The sequence below is a fragment of the Achromobacter veterisilvae genome, assembly GCF_037619525.1.
GTDB lineage: Bacteria > Pseudomonadota > Gammaproteobacteria > Burkholderiales > Burkholderiaceae_B > Achromobacter > Achromobacter veterisilvae.
This window is the reverse complement of the sequence record NZ_CP148753.1, coordinates 3997400-4014614: the sequence shown is the minus strand read 5'-3', so window position 1 is coordinate 4014614 and position 17215 is coordinate 3997400. Positions and strand designations below refer to the sequence as shown.

11 protein-coding genes are annotated in these 17215 nt (G+C 69.1%); 9 read left to right on the top strand and 2 right to left on the bottom strand.

Features of this window, described 5'->3' with window-relative positions:
* Positions 1-162: 162 nt before the first annotated feature.
* From ykgO to WHX56_RS18650, 6 genes are all read left to right on the top strand, one after another.
* On the top strand, positions 163-309 hold the full coding sequence (ykgO, locus tag WHX56_RS18675) for a type B 50S ribosomal protein L36 (protein WP_043548342.1): 147 nt from the start codon (positions 163-165) through the stop codon (positions 307-309).
* Positions 309-1430, top strand: coding sequence for an NAD(P)/FAD-dependent oxidoreductase (locus tag WHX56_RS18670; protein WP_338878611.1), 1122 nt, complete (start codon positions 309-311; stop codon positions 1428-1430). The genes ykgO and WHX56_RS18670 overlap by 1 nt, the downstream gene beginning before the upstream one ends.
* Positions 1424-2455, top strand: coding sequence for an arsenic resistance protein (locus tag WHX56_RS18665; protein WP_338878610.1), 1032 nt, complete (start codon positions 1424-1426; stop codon positions 2453-2455). Before WHX56_RS18670 ends, WHX56_RS18665 begins: the two co-directional genes overlap by 7 nt.
* Positions 2456-2526: 71 nt before the next feature.
* Positions 2527-3696: an efflux RND transporter periplasmic adaptor subunit gene (locus WHX56_RS18660; RefSeq protein ID WP_338878609.1), complete on the top strand. Its 1170-nt coding sequence runs from the start codon at positions 2527-2529 to the stop codon at positions 3694-3696.
* The gene (locus WHX56_RS18655) at positions 3693-6770 is read left to right on the top strand and encodes a multidrug efflux RND transporter permease subunit (RefSeq protein ID WP_338878608.1); all 3078 of its coding nucleotides are present in this window, start codon (positions 3693-3695) and stop codon (positions 6768-6770) included. Before WHX56_RS18660 ends, WHX56_RS18655 begins: the two co-directional genes overlap by 4 nt.
* The gene (locus WHX56_RS18650) at positions 6767-9841 is read left to right on the top strand and encodes an efflux RND transporter permease subunit (protein ID WP_338878607.1); all 3075 of its coding nucleotides are present in this window, start codon (positions 6767-6769) and stop codon (positions 9839-9841) included. The genes WHX56_RS18655 and WHX56_RS18650 overlap by 4 nt, the downstream gene beginning before the upstream one ends.
* Positions 9842-9875: 34 nt before the next feature.
* Here WHX56_RS18650 and WHX56_RS18645 read toward each other — a convergent pair whose 3' ends face one another.
* A complete protein-coding gene (locus WHX56_RS18645; protein WP_338878606.1) occupies positions 9876-12266 on the bottom strand; it encodes a catalase in 2391 nt (796 codons plus the stop codon).
* A gap of 10 nt (positions 12267-12276) precedes the next feature.
* Complete coding sequence (locus tag WHX56_RS18640; protein WP_129238920.1) at positions 12277-12888, bottom strand: hypothetical protein; 612 nt, start codon at positions 12886-12888, stop codon at positions 12277-12279.
* Positions 12889-13115: 227 nt separating this feature from the next.
* On the opposite strand from WHX56_RS18640, the gene WHX56_RS18635 reads away from it, so the two are divergent.
* The 3 genes from WHX56_RS18635 to WHX56_RS18625 all read left to right on the top strand — a co-directional run bounded on the left by WHX56_RS18635 (position 13116) and on the right by WHX56_RS18625 (position 17196).
* Positions 13116-14723 carry a PepSY-associated TM helix domain-containing protein gene (locus WHX56_RS18635; protein WP_338878605.1) on the top strand — a complete coding sequence of 536 codons (1608 nt, stop codon included), beginning with the start codon at positions 13116-13118 and terminating at the stop codon, positions 14721-14723.
* Positions 14720-15070, top strand: a complete 351-nt coding sequence (locus tag WHX56_RS18630) for a DUF3325 domain-containing protein (protein WP_129238922.1) — start codon at positions 14720-14722, stop codon at positions 15068-15070. The genes WHX56_RS18635 and WHX56_RS18630 overlap by 4 nt, the downstream gene beginning before the upstream one ends.
* Before the next feature lie 131 nt (positions 15071-15201).
* A complete protein-coding gene (locus tag WHX56_RS18625) occupies positions 15202-17196 on the top strand; it encodes a ribonucleoside triphosphate reductase (RefSeq protein WP_129238923.1) in 1995 nt (664 codons plus the stop codon).
* The last annotated feature ends 19 nt before the right edge of the window (positions 17197-17215 follow it).

The following is a 17215-nucleotide window of genomic DNA, read 5'->3' as shown; positions in this document are numbered from 1 at the left end:
CTGCGCCACCGAATGATGGGAAGCGCATTTTACGCGGTGCGCGCGCCCGCTTGAGCCTATTATTGTTATGTTATAACATCCTTTGTTTTATCGAAGCCCGAGATCGAAACGCGATGCCCCTCACCTGTCGATTTTCCACTTCGCTCGAAAAGGAGCCTCCCCATGAAAGTCCTCTCTTCGCTTAAAGACGCCAAGACCCGCCACCGCGATTGCCAGGTCGTGCGGCGCCGCGGCCGCATCTACGTCATCTGCAAGTCCAACCCGCGTTTCAAGGCCCGCCAGGGCGGCGCAAAGAACAGGAACGCGTAATGCAGCGCCTGGACGCCGCCGTCGTGGGCGCCGGCGCCGCCGGCATCGGCATGGCGCTGGCGTTGCAGAAGGTGCCGGGACTGAAGTTCGGCGTGCTGGAGGCCGGGCGCGTGGGCGAGTCTTTCCGGCGCTGGCCGGCGCAGGCGCGCTTCATCACGCCGTCCTTTCACAGCAATCCCTTCGGCCTGGCCGACCTGAATGCCGTAAACGAACCCAGTTCGCCCGCGATCCACACCGGCGCCGAACACCCCAGCGGCCCCCAATACGCCGAATACCTGAGCTTCATCGCCCGGGGGCATGAGCTGCCCGTGGCCACCGATTGCAAGGTCGCGGCGGTCGGGGCGGTGCCGGGAGGCGGCTTCATCCTGGACACGCCCAGGGGCAGGCTGCAAGCCGGGTTCCTGATCTGGGCCACGGGCGAGTTCCAGTTCCCCGACCTGGCGCCCTTCCCCGGCGCGCAATGGTGCCCGCACTACGCGCAGGTGGCCGACTGGACGCGTTTTCAGGCCAGCCGCTACACCGTGATCGGCGGCTACGAGAGCGGCGTGGACGCGGCGGTCAACCTGGCCGGGCTCGGGCGCGAAGTGCGGCTGCTCGCCCGCAAGTCGACCTGGGACCCGCAAGGGTCGCACGACCCGAGCCTGTCGCTCTCGCCCTACAGCCGCCAGCGGCTGTACCAGGCCATCGACACGGGCCGGCTGGAGATCGTGTTCGGCGTGGACGTGATCGGCCTGACCCGCGACGCGGCGGGCGGCTTCCGCATCCACGCGGGCGACGGCCGCTACTGGGACGAGAAAGCCGCCCCGATTCTGGGAACCGGATTTCTCAAGGGCGGCGGCGCGCGCCAGATCGCCGAACTCTGGGATTGGGACGAGGACGGCCGCGTGGTGCTGTCCGACGCCGACGAGTCGACGATTACGCCGGGACTGTTCCTGGCCGGTCCGCAGGTGCGCCAGGAACGGCGCATCTACTGCTTCATCTACAAGTTCCGCCAGCGCTACGCCCTGATCGCCCGCCGCATCGGCCTGTGCCTGGACCGGGACACGACCGCGCTGGAAACCGGCGCGGGCGCCTGGGGGCCGTTCGGCAACAGCGAATGCTGCGAGGGCTGCGAATGCTGACCGCGCTGGGGAACGCCGTCCGCGCATCCGGGGTTTCCGTGCTGCTGACCGCCAGCATCGCCGCGGGCGCGGCCATCGGCCACCTGCGGCCCGCCGCGGGCGAACTGCTGGGCAGCCAGGTAGACGCCACCCTGCTGGCGCTGGTCACCCTGCTTTTCTTCGGCGTGCGCTTCGACGCCGTCGTGCGCGCCTGGGGCAATCTGCGCTTTCTGGCCCTGACGGCGCTGGCCACCTACGTTTTCGTTCCGGCCATCGGCTACGCCATCGCCTCGGCCATGCTGGCCGCGCACCCCCTGCTCATGGTGGGGCTGACGATCTATTTCATGGCGCCCTGCACGGACTGGTTCCTGGGGTTCACCCGGCTGGCGCACGGCAACGTCGCACTGGGCGCGGCCCTCATCCCGATCAACATGGCCGGGCAGCTCCTGCTCTATCCGGTCTATCTGCGCCTCTTCGCGCACGGACCCGTCGAAGTCCAGGCGGGGATCGTCGGCGATACGCTGCTGCACTGGTTTCTCGCGCCGATGGCCGTGGCCGTCCTGGCCCATTACGGCCTGCGCCGGCTGATGGGCGCCGAACGGTTCGGCCGGCTGCTGCGCCGCGCGGACCGGGCCGTTCCCTGGGCGATCGCGCTGCTGGTCATGGAGATCTTCGCCGCCAACATCGCCGTCATCCTCGAATACCGCGCCGCCTTCGCCTGGATCCTGCCGGCGGTCTTCATTTTCTTCGCGTGCACCTTCCTGCTTGGCGAAGGCATCAGCCGCCTGGGCCGGTTCGCCTATCCGGAACACACCCTCTTCACGATGAGCATTGCCGCCCGCAACGCGCCCTTGATGCTGGCGGTGACCATGGCGGCGCTGCCTGGCGAACCGCTGATCTACGCGGCGCTGGTCATCGGCATGCTGGTGGAGTTCCCCCATCTGGCCGTGCTGCGGCGGGTGCTGGCCGGGCAGCGGCAACGCGCGAATCGGCGGGCAGCCCAGGAAGCGGGACACCGTCCTGGAAATAACCTTACAGTTTTCTGAGCGGAAAACGGTAATCATTATTATTCAGATAGAATCCGAACTGTCCCCAATCCCCAAGCTTGGCAGTCCCGATGTCCCTGCCCCTCCCCGCGGGCCCTGGTTCCCCCCGTAAACGCCTGGTCCTGGCCGCCGCATTGGCGCTGGCCGCCCTCGCCGCCCTGGCGTTCTGGCTGGCCGGGCCCAAGGGTTCCCCCGGCGTCCGCCCGCCCGAATACGGGCAGATCCCCGTGGCCGTCAGCGTGGCCGCCGCGGCGATCGGCCCGCTGCAGCGCGACCTGCACGCGCTGGGCACCGTCACCCCGCTGGCGCAGGTCACCCTGCGCAGCCAGGTCGACGGCGAACTGCTGAAACTGCATTTCACCGAGGGCCAGGCCGTGGCGCGGGGCCAGTTGCTGGCCGAGATCGACGCGCGCCCGTATGCCGCGGCGCTGGCCTCCGCCGAGGGCGAACTCGCGCGCACGCAGGCGCTGCTGGACAACGCCAAGGCGGACCTGCTGCGCTACCGCAAGCTGGCCCGCCAGGAAGCCGTGGCCGGCCAGCAACTGGACACCGCCGAAGCGCAAGTCCGCGCCTATTCGGCCCAGCGCATGAAGAACGAGGCGCAGGTCGCCGACGCGCGGCGGCTGCTCGGCCATACCCGCATCGTCGCGCCGCAGGACGGCCGCATCGGGCTGCGCCGCGTCGACGCCGGCAACCACGTCCGGGCGGACGACGCCGACGGACTGACCACGCTGGTGCAGACCCGGCCCATCTCGGTGCTGTTCAGCATCTCGGAAACTCGCCTGGACATCCTGCGGCAGGCGCAGGCTCGCGCGGCCGCGCCGCGCGTGCAGGCCTGGGACGCGGACGAGCGCCGCCTCCTCGCCGAAGGCACGCTGGAAGCGCTGGACAACCGCATCCAGGCCGCCAGCGGCACCGTCCGGCTGCGCGCCCGCTTCGACAACGCCGACGAATCGCTGTTCCCCAACCAGTTCGTGAACGTCCGGCTGGCGGTGGTGCAGCAGGACGACGTCGTCACCATTCCGACGGCCGCGGTGCAGTACGGGTCCGAAGGCGCTTTCGTCTTCGTGATCGGAGAAGACCGGCGCGCCAGCCGCCGCGTGCTGCGCCTCGGGCCTTCCAACGCCGGGCGCATCGTCGTGGAATCGGGCCTGGCCCCGGCCGAGCGCGTCGTGGTGGAAGGCGTGGACCGCCTGCACGACGGCCGGGACGTGCACATCGTCGACCAGCAGAATCCATGAGCCTGTCACGCCCCTTCATCCTGCGCCCCGTCGCCACGTCCTTCCTGATGATCGCCCTGCTGCTGTCGGGCATCCTGGCCTGGCGCATGCTGCCGGTGGCGGCCCTGCCGCAGGTGGACTACCCCATCATCCAGGTGATCACGCAGTATCCCGGCGCCAGCCCGAACGTGACGGCCCGCGCCGTCACCGCCCCGCTGGAGCGGCGCTTCGGGCAGATCCCGGGCCTGAAGCAGATGTCTTCCACCAGCGGCAGCGGCATTTCCGTGATCACGCTTCAGTTCTCGCTGGACGTGTCGCTGGGCGTGGCCGAACAGGAGGTCCAGGCCGCCATCAGCGCCAGCGGCTCGCTGCTGCCCGGCGACCTGCCCACCCCGCCCGTGTACCGCAAGGTCAACCCCGCCGACGTGCCCATCCTGACCCTGGCCGTCACCTCGGAATCCCTGCCCCTGCCCAAGGTCTACGACCTGGTCGACACGCGCATGACGCAGCGCCTGTCGCAACTGTCCGGCGTGGGCATGGTGAGCTTGGCCGGCGGCCAGCGGCCCGCCGTGCGCGTGCAGGTCAACCCGATGGCGCTGGCCGCGCGCGGGCTGCGGCTGGCGGACGTGCAGGAAGCCATCGGCAAGGCGAATTCGAACCAGCCCAAGGGCAGCTTCGACGGCCCGGTGCGCTCGGTCATCATGGACGCCAACGACCAGTTGCAAAGCGCCGAGGAATACCGCGAGCTGATCGTGGCCTGGCGCAACGGCGCGCCGGTGCGGCTGGGACAGGTCGCCAGCGTGGAAGACGGCGCCGAGGACCGCTACCTGGCGGCCTGGGTCGACCGGCAGCCCGCCGTGCTGGTGAACATCCAGCGCCAGCCGGGCGCCAACGTCATCGCCGTGGCCGACCAGGTCAAGGCGCTGCTGCCGCAACTGACGGCCAGCCTGCCCGCCGCCGTGCAGGTCCGCGTGCTGACCGACCGCACCGAGAGCATCCGCGCGTCCGTGCGGGGCGTGCAGTGGGAACTGGCGTTCGCCGTGGGGCTGGTCGTGCTGGTGACCTTCCTGTTCCTGCGCAACCTGCCCGCCACGCTGATCCCCAGCCTGGCCGTGCCGCTGTCCCTGATCGGCACCTTCGGCTTCATGCACCTGGCGGGCTTCTCCACCAATAACCTCACGCTGATGGCGCTGACCATCGGCGCGGGCTTCGTGGTGGACGACGCGATCGTCATGCTGGAGAACATCGCGCGCTACCGCGAACAGGGGCACAGCCCGATGTCCGCCGCGCTCAAGGGCGCCGGCCAGATCGGCTTCACGCTGGTCTCGCTGACCCTGTCGCTGATCGCCGTGCTGATCCCGCTGCTCTTCATGGAAGACGTGGTGGGCCGGCTGTTCCGCGAATTCGCCGTCACGCTGGCGGTCGCCATCCTCATTTCGCTGGCGGTGTCGCTCACCCTCACCCCCATGATGTGCGCGCGGCTGCTGCCGGCCCACGCCGAAACCCGCCCGGGGCTGCTGGACCGGATCCAGGCGCGCTACGCCGGCTGGCTGGACGCCACCCTGCGCCACCAGCGGCTGACCCTGGCGGCCATGCTGGCCACCGTGGCGCTCACCGGGCTGCTGTACCTGGCCGTGCCCAAGGGCTTCTTCCCGGTGCAGGACGGCGGCACCCTGCAAGGCGTGACCCAGTCGTCCCAGAGCACGTCGTTCGAGGCCATGGCGCGCCGCCAGCAGGCGGTGGCCGACAGCCTGCTGGCCGACCCCGACGTCGCCAGCCTGTCGTCCTTCATCGGCATCGACGGCATGAACACCACGCTGAACACCGGCCGGCTGCTGGTCAACCTGAAACCCTGGGCCGAGCGCAGCGCGCCGCTGGCGGACATCATGGCCCGGCTGGACGCGCGCGCCCGCGAGGTCCAGGGCATTTCCCTGTTCCTGCAGCCCGTGCAGGAACTGAACATCGAAGACCGGGTCAGCCGGGGCCAATACCAGTTCAGCCTGACCTCGCCGGACGCCGCGCTGCTGGCGCGCTGGAGCGGCCTGCTGACGCAGCGGCTGGCGCAGGCGCCCGAACTGGCCGATATCTCGTCCGACCTGCAGGGCGACGGCCGCCAGGCCTACCTGGAGGTCTCGCGCGACGCCGCCGCCCGGCTGGGCGTGACCATGGACGACGTGGCCCAGACCCTCTACAACGCCTTCGGCCAGCGCCAGGTCGCCACGCTGTTCACGCAGTCCAACCAGTACCGCGTGGTGCTGGAAGTGGACCGCAAGCTGGCGCTGAGCCCGGACGCGCTGGAGCGCGTCCACCTGCGGAGCGCGGACGGGCACGCCATTCCGCTGTCGGCGCTGGCCACCGTCAGCGAGCGCGCCGTGCCCCTGGCCGTCAACCATCTGTCGCAGTTCCCCGCCGTGAACCTGTCGTTCAACCTGCCGCGCGGCGGTTCGCTGGGCGAGGCCATCGCCGCCATCGAATCGGCGCGGCAGGAAATCGGCATGCCCGAAAGCGTGGAGCTGCGGCTGCAGGGCGCGGCGTCGGCGTTCCAGGCCTCGCTGTCGAACACGCTGTGGCTGATGCTGGCGGCGGTCGTCACCATGTACCTGGTGCTGGGCATGCTGTACGAAAGCGCCATCCATCCCGTCACCATCCTGTCCACGCTGCCCTCGGCCGCCGTCGGCGCGCTGCTCGCGCTGCTGCTCACCGGGCGTCCGCTGGACCTGATCGCCGTCATCGGCATCATCCTGCTGATCGGGCTGGTGAAGAAGAACGGCATCATGATGGTGGACTTCGCGCTGGAGGCCGAGCGCACGCGCGGCCTGGCGCCCCACGCCGCCATCCGCGAAGCCGCGCTGCTGCGCCTGCGCCCCATCCTGATGACCACGCTGGCGGCGCTGTTCGGCGCGCTGCCGCTGATGCTGGCCACCGGCTCGGGCGCCGAGCTGCGCCAGCCGCTGGGCTGGGTCATGGTGGGCGGGCTGCTGGTCAGCCAGGTCCTGACGCTGTTCACCACGCCCGCGGTCTACCTGTTCTTCCACCGACTGGGCCGGCGCGGCGTCTCCGCGGCCAGGCCGGGGGCTGAAGGCCCGGCGCCATGATCCGGGCCCTGCTGCATCGTCCGGTCGCCTGCATCTTCCTGGCGCTGGCGCTGACCCTGCTGGGCGCGGTGGCCTGGCGGCTGCTGCCGGTGGCGCCCCTGCCGCAGGTCGATTTCCCCACCATCGAAGTGCGGGCCGAACTGCCGGGCGCCAGCCCCGAAAGCATGGCCAGCACCGTGGCCGCGCCGCTGGAGCGCGCGCTGGGCAGCATCGCGGGCGTCAGCGCGATGACCTCCTCCAGCAACCAGGGCGCCACCCGCGTCCAGTTGCAGTTCGACCTGGACCGCGACATCAACGAGGCCGCCCGCGACGTGCAGGCCGCCCTCAACGCGGCCCGCGCGGACCTGCCCTCCGGCATGCCCGACAATCCCAGCTACCGCAAGATCAATCCCTCGCAGGCGCCCATCATGGCGCTGGCGCTCAGTTCCCCGACCCGCCCCGCCGGCCAGCTCTACGACCTGGGCTCGACCGTGCTGGCGCAGAAGATTTCGCAGATCAGCGGCGTGGGCGAAGTGACGATGGGCGGCAGTTCGCTGCCCGCCGTGCGCGTGCAGGTCAACCCCAATGCGCTGTCCCATTACGGCGTGGCGCTGGACGACGTCCGCAAGGCGATCTCCAACGCGGCGCCCATGGGGCCGCAAGGCCAGTTGGATTCCGCCGCCCGGCGCTGGGAAGTCGGCACGCCCGAGCAGCCGCGCAGCGCGCGCGAATACGACAGCCTGATCGTGCGCTACCAGGACGGCGCCGTCATCCGCCTGTCGCAAGTGGCGCGGGTGAGCGATTCGGTGGAAAACCGCTACAGCAGCGGTTTCCACAACCGCAACCCGGCGGTCGTCCTGACCATCAGCCGCCAGCCCGGCTCGAACATCATCGAGACCATCCGGGCCATCAACCGGGCCCTGCCCGGCCTGCGCGCGCTGATGCCGGCCGACGTGGACCTGACCGTGGCGCTGGACCGTTCGCCCGGCATCGACGCGACCTTGCGCGAGGCCCACATCACGCTGGGGCTGGCCACCGCGCTGGTGATCCTGGTGGTCTGGGCCTTCCTGGGCAACGCCCGCGCCGCGGCCATCCCCAGCGTGGCGATCCCGGTGTGCCTGATCGCCACCTTCGCCGTCATGTACCTGTGGGGCTTTTCGCTGAACAACCTGTCGCTGATGGCGCTGATCGTCGCGGCCGGCCTGGTCGTGGACGACGCCATCGTCGTGCTGGAGAACATCTCGCGCCACCTCGAACGCGGCCTGTCGCCGCGCGCGGCGGCGCTGCGCGGCGTGCGCGAAGTGGGCTTCACCCTGGTCGCCATGACCGTGGCGCTGAGCGTGGTCTTCGTATCCATCCTGTTCATGGGCGGCCTGGTCGAGCGGCTGTTCCGCGAATTCTCCATCACCCTGGTGGCGGCGACGGTCATCTCGCTGGTCGTATCGGTGGCCATCATTCCCAGCCTGTGCGCCCGCTGGCTCAGGCCCGCCGCCCGGCCGTCGCCCGACGCCGGCGCGCCCGCGTCGCGGACACAGGCGGCCTATGCGCGCATCCACGCCTGGTACGGCCGCAGCCTGGCGCGCGTGCTGGGCCATGCCCGGCTGACCCTGCTGCTGCTGGCCGGCGTGGTGGGACTGAACGTCTATCTATATGTGCAGGCGCCCAAGGGGTTCCTGCCCGTGCAGGACACCGGCCAGCTCATGGGCTTCGTGCGCGGCGACGACGGCTTCTCGTTCCAGGTCATGCAGCCCAAGATCGACGTCTACCGCCAACTGGTGCTCAAGCACCCCGCCGTGCAGGACGTCATCGGCTACAACGGCGGCGGCCTGGGCATCAGCAATTCGCTCTTCCTGATCCGCCTGAAACCCGCGTTCGAACGCAAGGAATCGTCGACGGAGGTCATCAACTGGCTGCGCGCGAACGCCCCGCCGGTGCCCGGCGGCATGTTCTTCCTGAACGTGGACCAGGACCTGCGCATGCCCGGCGGCTTCGGCAACTCGGGCGACCATGAACTCGCCATCATGGCCAGCGACGTCCCCGCCCTGCGCGAGTGGTCGCGCAAGATATCCAAGGCCATGCAGGAGATCCCCGAACTGCGCGACGTGGACGCCCAGGGCGACGGCGCCACGCAGCAAGTGGTGATCGACATCGACCGCAGCGCCGCCCAGCGGCTGGGCGTGGACATGGGCACCGTCAGCAGCATGCTCAGCAACTCCTTCAGCCAGCGGCAGGTCGCCACCCTGTACGACGCCATGAACCAGTACCGCGTGGTGCTGGAACTGGACCCGCGCTACACCGAGGATCCGGACGTGCTGGAACAGGTGCAGGTCGTGGCCGCGAACGGCGAGCGCGTGCCGCTGACGGCATTCGCCACCTACGAGTACGGGCTGGTCAACGACCGCGTCTACCATGACGGCCTGTTCGCCGCCGTGTGGGTCGGTTTTTCGCTCGCGGACGGCGTATCGCTGGAACAGGGCCTGGCCGCCATCGACGCCGCCATGGCCAAGCTGATGGTGCCGTCCTACATCCAGACCCGCCTGGGCGGCGACGCCCGCAACTTCCAGCAGAGCCTGCAGGACCAGCCCTGGCTGATCCTGGCCGTGCTGGTCGCCATCTACCTGGTGCTGGGCGTGCTGTACGAAAGCCCCCTGCATCCGCTCACGATCCTGTCCACCCTGCCCTCGGCCGGCGTGGGCGCGCTGCTGGCGCTGCGGCTGGCCGGCATGGAATTCACCCTGATCGCGCTGCTCGGGATCTTCCTGCTCGTGGGCATCGTCATGAAGAACGCCATCCTCATGATCGACTTCGCGCTCGGCCTGGAACGGCGCGAAGGGCTCACGCCGGAACAGGCCATCCACCGCGCCGCCATGCTGCGCCTGCGGCCCATCATGATGACCAACCTGGCGGGCCTGCTGGGCGCCCTGCCCCTGGTGCTGGGCATGGGCGAAGGCTCGGAACTGCGGCGGCCGCTGGGCATCGCCATCGTCGGCGGACTGATGATCAGCCAGTTCCTGACGCTGTACACCACGCCGATCGTGTACCTGGCGCTGGAACGGCTGCGCCTGAGGTGGCGGGCCGCCGCGGTCAGATAAAGAGGCGGCGCCCGCGCCTTGTCAAAGCCGCCGCCTATACCGCCGGCGGGCTGGTCTCCCGTTCGGGATGGCGATGCCTGGCCAGGGCCTCGATGAACATGGGCGCGCTCTTGGCCGGCGCCCCGTCCACCAGCAGCAGGCCGCCGTCGGCCTCGTCCGGCTCAATGCCGGCCGCGGCGAACAACTGCTTGCCCTCGCCCATGCCCATCAGCGTCTTGCCGTGGCGGAAGGCGTCGCGCAGGAATTCCAGCGCGCGCCCATCGGCCCGCAAGCGCTCGACGGCCGCCTCGCCGCCCGGCACCACCGCCCCGTCGAACAACGCCGACGGCTGATTGTCCAGGGACCCATCGGCATCCAGCGCCTGGCCGCCCTCGGCCGCCAGCGGGCCGATGCGCTGGCCCACCAGCCGCACCGTGGCGCCGGCGCCGATCAGGGCGTCGGCCACGGCGGACACGGCCTTCGCATCCACTCCCTCGGCCACCAGGATGGCGACCTTGCGCGTGGCGATGCCGCCATCCCCCGGCCTTGCGGTCAGCGACAGCGAGGGAGACACCTCGACCTCCGGCCGGGGCGGATCCTCGATGGCGCGCGGCAAGGGGTCCGGCAATTCCATGCCGAGCCCCTGCGCCACGGCCTGCGCCAGTTCGTCGGACACGTTGCGCAGGGACGCGACCATGCGCCGGCGGATGGCGGGCACCGTCACCTTGCTCAGTTCGAACGCGAAGGCGCTGGCGATGTGGCCGCGCTCCCAGCCGGCCTGGCTGGCGTAGAACAGGGCGGCCTGGTTGTAGTGTTCGGCGAACTTCTCCGGATGCCCGCGCAGCTCATCGCCCGCGGCCGGCTCGGGAAAGGACACGAAGCCCTCCATGCCCGCCTGGAACGGACAGCCGCCCGCCAGCGAGTTGGGCTCGTAGGCCACCCGGCCGCGGTGGATCGCCTGGCGGTGCATGCCGTCGCGCTGGTTGTTCTGCACGGGCGCCAGCGGCGCGTTGATCGGGATTTCGTGGAAATTGGGGCCGCCCAGCCGCGATATCTGCGTATCCACGTAGGAATGGATGCGCCCGGCCAACAGCGGATCGTTGGTGAAGTCCAGGCCCGGCACCACGTGCGCCGCGCAGAAGGCCACCTGCTCCGTCTCGGCGAAGAAGTTGTCGGGGTTGCGGTCCAGCACCAGGCGTCCCACCGGCACCACGGGCACCAGTTCCTCCGGCACGATCTTGGTGGCGTCCAGCACGTCGAAGCTGAACTGGTCCGCCTCTTCCTCGGTGAACACCTGGACGCCCAGCTCCCACTGCGGGCCGTTGCCCGCGTCGATGGCCTCCCAGAGGTCGCGGCGATGGAAGTCCGGATCGGCCCCGGAAACCTTGACCGCCTCGTCCCACACCTGGGAATGCGTTCCCAGCACCGGGTTCCAGTGGAACTTCACCAGCCGGGATTCGCCCTTGGCGTTGACGAAGCGGAAGGTGTGCACGCCGAAGCCCTGCATCATGCGGTAGCTGCGCGGAATGGCCCGGTCGGACATGAGCCACATCAGCATGTGCGTGGATTCCGGCATCAGCGACACGAAGTCCCAGAACGTGTCGTGCGCGGACGCGGCCTGCGGCATGCCATGATGCGGCTCGGGCTTGACCGCGTGCACCAGGTCCGGGAACTTCATCGCGTCCTGGATGAAGAACACCGGCATGTTGTTGCCGACCAGGTCCCAGTTGCCCTCGTCGGTATAGAACTTCACGGCGAAGCCGCGTACGTCGCGCGCGGTGTCCTTCGAACCGCGCTCTCCCGCCACGGTCGAGAACCGCACGAAGACCGGCGTGCGCTTGCCTTTCTCGGCGAACGGCGCCGCGGCGGTCAGGTCGGTCAACGCCCGCTGACATTCGAAATAGCCGTGGGCCGCGGAGCCGCGCGCGTGCACGATGCGCTCCGGAATGCGCTCGTGGTCAAAATGGGTGACCTTCTCGCGCAGGACGAAATCCTTCAGCAGCGCGGGGCCGCGCAAGCCCGCCTTGAGCGAGTGCTGGTTGTCGCTGACGCGCACGCCCTGGTTGGTGGTCAGCGCCTGGCCGCTGGCGTCCGCGCGCACGCGCTCGAGCCGGCCGCCGGCGGCATTCACGCCCGGCTCGGCCGGGCCGTTCGTCTTCTCCGAGGCCGCGCTTTCGGACAGCGAACTCGCCCCGGCGGACGGGTCCGCCGCCGGCACCGTGGCGCCGGTATAGGGACAGCGCGCGGCCTCCTCGCCATACTCGGCCGCCTTGCCGGCGTTGTGGGGCATGGCCGCCGCGGCGGCGTCCACCGCCGCGGCGCGCTTCGAGGCGGGATGGCGCGCGGCGCGCGCCGGCGCGGAGGCGGGGCCGCTGTCGGTATTCAGGTAGGCGGTCTCCACCGCGGGGCCCGCGCCCGCCTTTCCTGCTGGTTTCTTGCTAGGCATGGCGGGTCTCCTAATTCAGCATCTTGCCGCGCGCCTGCTCGGCGCGGGATGCGCCGATCGCGGACTCGACCTGCTTGACCTCTTCGGGAGGCGGCAGCACGGCGGGAAATCCCAGGGCCTCGATCCACAACTCGCGCGACCAGCCCATGGTGTGATAAAGGTGGTGTTCCTCGTCGGTGACGACCGCGTCGTAGGCCTGCTTGAGCACCTTGGCCTCGGTGCCGCCCTGCTGGTCGGCGACCGCGCCGATCAGCGCCCAGTTCGCGTGGTCCTTGGTCTCGGCCAGCACCACGCATTCCGTCGCGACCAACTGGGCGGCGTTCGCGTCTCCCGCGCTGATCGCCATCTTCATGGCCTTGACCAGCGCCTCGCCGATATGGCGCACCACCTCCCGGCCCGGCGGCTGGCGCTCGGGGTCCAGCCCCAGTTGCTCGAACACGGTCAGCAGCACGCGGCGGTGCGTGCGGGTTTCTTCCAGGTACTCCAGCCATTCCTTCTTCAGGTCTTCGTTGACCGCGCAGGACACGGCGGTCTCGTAAATATTCAATCCTCCTATCTCGGTCTCCAGGGCCTGGTACAGCAATTCCTCTATCTGCGAGGCATTTCCGGCTTTGCGTTTCATTGGGCGCTCCTGTGTCGGGTCGTATCTCGATGCCGCGGCGGCGCGTCGGCGGCCTTGCGGTTGAGACGCGTGCCCAGCAAACCCCGTGCCCGCCGGCCCCCCTCGCCCTGGCGACCCTGGCCCCATTTCGCTTAGAATTGGAACCATTCTCAATAAAATCAGACCGTCCGGCTCGCGGCGGCATCACAATAAAGAGGCTCGTCCTGAAACCCGGTTTCCGCCTGTCCATGGCCTGGCTCCACACGTGGGCCGGCCTATGGTTCTCCTGGCTGCTGTTCGCTGTCTTCCTGACGGGCTCGCTGGCCGTTTTCTCCGAACCCATCACCCACTGGATGACGCCCGAGCACCAGGAAGCGGAAGCCCTGGCGGCGCAGAAGGAAAGCGTCCCGGTGGACCGGGCGCGGCGCTTCGAACTGGCCGTGGACTACATGACGCGCAACCACGGCGGCGCCGGCATGTGGGAAATCTGGCCCGTCGACCGCTTCCACGACAACGGGCTGACGGCCTACTGGTTCGACAAGAACGGCATGTATGCCGACGCCGACCTGGATCCCGACACCGGCGCCGAACTGGACGACCACCATGAGGCCGCGGGCCGCGCCACCCTGGGCGGCTCGCATTTCGTCGACTTCCACTACACCCTGCACGACGCGAACCTGGGCCTGTGGATCGTCGCCTTCGCCAGCATGGCGATGCTGGTCGCGCTGATTTCCGGCGTGGTGACGCACAAGCGCATCTTCAAGGACTTTTTCACCTTCCGCGCCCGGAAGGGGCAGCGTTCGTGGCTGGACGCGCACAATGCGGTGGCGGTGCTGACCCTGCCGTTCCAGTTCATGATCGCCTACACCGGCATCGTGATCTCCAGCGCCGCGCTCATGCCCGCCCCCATCGCCGCGAACTACGGCGCGGGGCCGGACGCCGCCCGGCGGTACCTGGCCGAAATGGAGGGCGAGGAAACCCTCGTGCGCAGCGGCATCGCGCAGGCGGTGCCGGCCCTGGAACCCATCGTGGCGCATGGCGAACGATTGATCGGGCAGACGGCGCGCGCCATCGTGATCCGCAACCCGGAAGACAGCTCCATGCGCATCGGCGTATATGGCTGGAACGAAGACGCGGACACCTTCCGCAGCATCAGCGCCACCACCGGCATGGCGGAGTTTTCCGCAAGCGGCGAACTGCTGCGCCTGCGGCCGCCGGGCGGCGTGCTGGGCGGCGCGCCCTCGCTGGCGCGCCAGGTGATGAGCGACCTGCACATGGCGAAATTCGGCGGCCTGGCCATCAAGTGGCTGTATTTCGTCTGCGGCCTGGCCGGCGCCGCCATGATGGGCACCGGGGCGGTGCTGTTCATGGTCAAGCGCCGCGCCAGGCACGGCGACGAATTCGGCGGCGCCACGGCGCGGGTCTACCGCCTGATCGAAGGGCTGAACGTGGCCGCGCTGGCCGGGCTGGCCATCGCCTGCATCGGCTATTTCTGGGCCAACCGCCTGCTGCCCGCCGCCCTGGAAAACCGCGCGGCGTGGGAACTGCGCGGCTTCTTCCTGATCTGGGCGCTGACCCTGGTCCATGCCTGGCTGTGCAGTCCCCGCCGCGCCTGGATCGCGCAACTGGGCCTGTTGTCGGCGCTGTGCCTGCTGCTGCCGCTGCTGTCCTTCGCCACCCTGGGCGACCATCCCTACGCGCAGATCGCGCGCGGCGACTGGGAAAGCGCCGGCGTCGAACTGGGCGCCCTGGCTTTCGGCGTACTATCGGGCTGGGCGGCCCTCCATGTGTGGAAGCGGCCCGCATCGGCGCCCTCGCGGCGCAAATCCCGCGCGAACGAAGAGGCTGCGGCATGAACACCAACGATCTGTACGCCGTTTCCATGGCCTTGCTGCTGACTTATTCCGGCATGGCCTGCCTGAGCCTGGCCATGCCGCGCCACTACGACCAGGTCTGGGGACGCGACCCGTCCGCCGGCCACACCCGGGCGTTGCGCGGAGCCGGCGTGCTCCTGCTGGCGCTGGCCCTGCTGCCCTGCGTCGGCCTGTGGGGCAATACGGTGGGCATGGTGGCCTGGCTGGGCTGGCTGTCGGCGGGCGCCCTGCTGTGGGTCGGGATGCTGTCCTGGGCGCCCCGCCCGGCGGCGCGCACCGCGGCGCTGGCCGTGGCGATATCGCTGGCCGGGGTCGGCATCGGGTTCTAGGTCGTGTTAACAAGGGCCCGATTGCGCGTTTGACGCGCATCAAGCCAGGCCGATATCCCGCGCTCGCGATGCGCCGCGCTCACCATATGTGGTGGTAGAGTTTTCATACCCTACTACATATGGTGTCAGTCATGCATATCCAGCACATTCTCAAGCGCGACGGGCGGGTCGTGGCATTCGACCGCGACAAGATCGTCCAGGCCATCGCGGCGGCGGGCCAGAGCACCGGGGAACTGGACCTGGCTGGCGCGCAGGCGCTGACCGACGCCGTCATCGCCGCCCTGGCCGACAACCCGTGCCCCGGCGTGGAAACCATCCAGAACCGCGTCGAGGAAGCCCTGGTCCAGGCGGGCCACTGGCGCACCGCGCGCGCCTACATCGTCTACCGCGAACAGCACGCCCGCCTGCGCTCGCTGCGCCACACGCTGGTGGACGTGGAAAGCGCCATGGAGGAATACCTGGAGCAGCGCGACTGGCGCGTCAACGCCAACGCCAACCAGGGCTACAGCCTGGGCGGCCTGATCCTGAACGTGGCCGGCAAGGTCACCGCCAACTACTGGCTGTCCAACGTCTTCGCGCCCGAGGCCGGGCAGGCCCACCGCGAAGGCGACATCCACATCCACGACCTGGACATGCTCAGCGGCTATTGCGCGGGCTGGTCGCTGCGCCAATTGCTGACCGAGGGGTTCAACGGCATCCCCGGCAAGGTCGAGGCCACGCCGCCGCGGCACATGTCGGCCGCCATCGGCCAGATCGTCAACTTCCTGGGCACGCTGCAGAACGAATGGGCCGGCGCGCAGGCCTTCAGTTCCTTCGATACCTACATGGCGCCCTTCATCCGCCGCGACGCCATGACGTACGGCGACGTGAAGCAGGCGATGCAGGAACTCATCTACAACCTGAACGTGCCCAGCCGCTGGGGCACGCAGACGCCTTTCACCAACCTGACCTTCGACTGGACCTGCCCGGCCGACCTGCGCGAACAGATCCCCTACGTGGGCGGCGAGGAAATGCCGTTCGCCTACGGCGACCTGCAAGCCGAAATGGACATGATCAACCGCGCCTACATCGAAGTCATGATGGCCGGCGACGCGAAGGGCCGCGTGTTCACCTTCCCCATTCCCACCTACAACATCACGCCCGACTTCGACTGGGACCATCCCAATACCGAACGCCTGTTCGAGATGACGGCGCGCTACGGACTGCCATACTTCCAGAACTTCCTGAATTCGGACCTGGAGCCGCACATGGTGCGTTCCATGTGCTGCCGCCTGCAACTGGACCTGCGCGAATTGCTCAAGCGCGGCAACGGCCTGTTCGGATCGGCCGAGCAGACCGGGTCGGTGGGCGTGGTGACCGTGAACTGCGCGCGCCTGGGCTACACCTGCCGGGGCGACGAAGCCCGGCTGATGGCGCGCCTGGACCACCTGCTGGAACTGGGCCGCGACGTGCTGGAGACCAAGCGCAAGGTGGTGCAGCGCTACATCGACCAGGGACTCTATCCCTACACCCGCCGCTACCTGGGCACGCTGCGCAATCACTTCAGCACCCTGGGCGTGAACGGCATCAACGAAATGATCCGCAACTTCACGGACGACGCCGAAGACCTCACCACCGCGGCCGGCCACGCGATGGCGCTGCGGCTGCTGGACCGCGTGCGCGAGCGCATGACCGAGTTCCAGGAACAGACGGGCCACCTGTACAACCTCGAAGCCACCCCCGCCGAAGGCACCACCTACCGCTTCGCCCGCGAAGACAGGAAGCGCTATCCCGGCATCCTGCAGGCCGGCAGCGAATCGCAGCCTTACTACACCAATTCCAGCCAGTTGCCGGTGGGCCACACCGACGATCCGTTCCATGCGCTGGAACTGCAGGAAGCGCTGCAAAGCAAGTACACCGGCGGCACCGTGCTGCACCTGTACATGAACGAAGCGGTCTCGTCCGCCGGCGCGTGCAAGCAACTGGTGCGCCGCGCGCTGTCGAACTTCCGGCTGCCCTACATCACGATCACGCCCACGTTCTCCATCTGCCCCAACCACGGCTATCTGACAGGGCACCACGAGTTCTGCCCCAAATGCGATGCCGAGCTGCTCGCCAAACAATCGGCATGCTGCGCCCCGGCCTAGGGCCCGCCGCTCCCGGCAG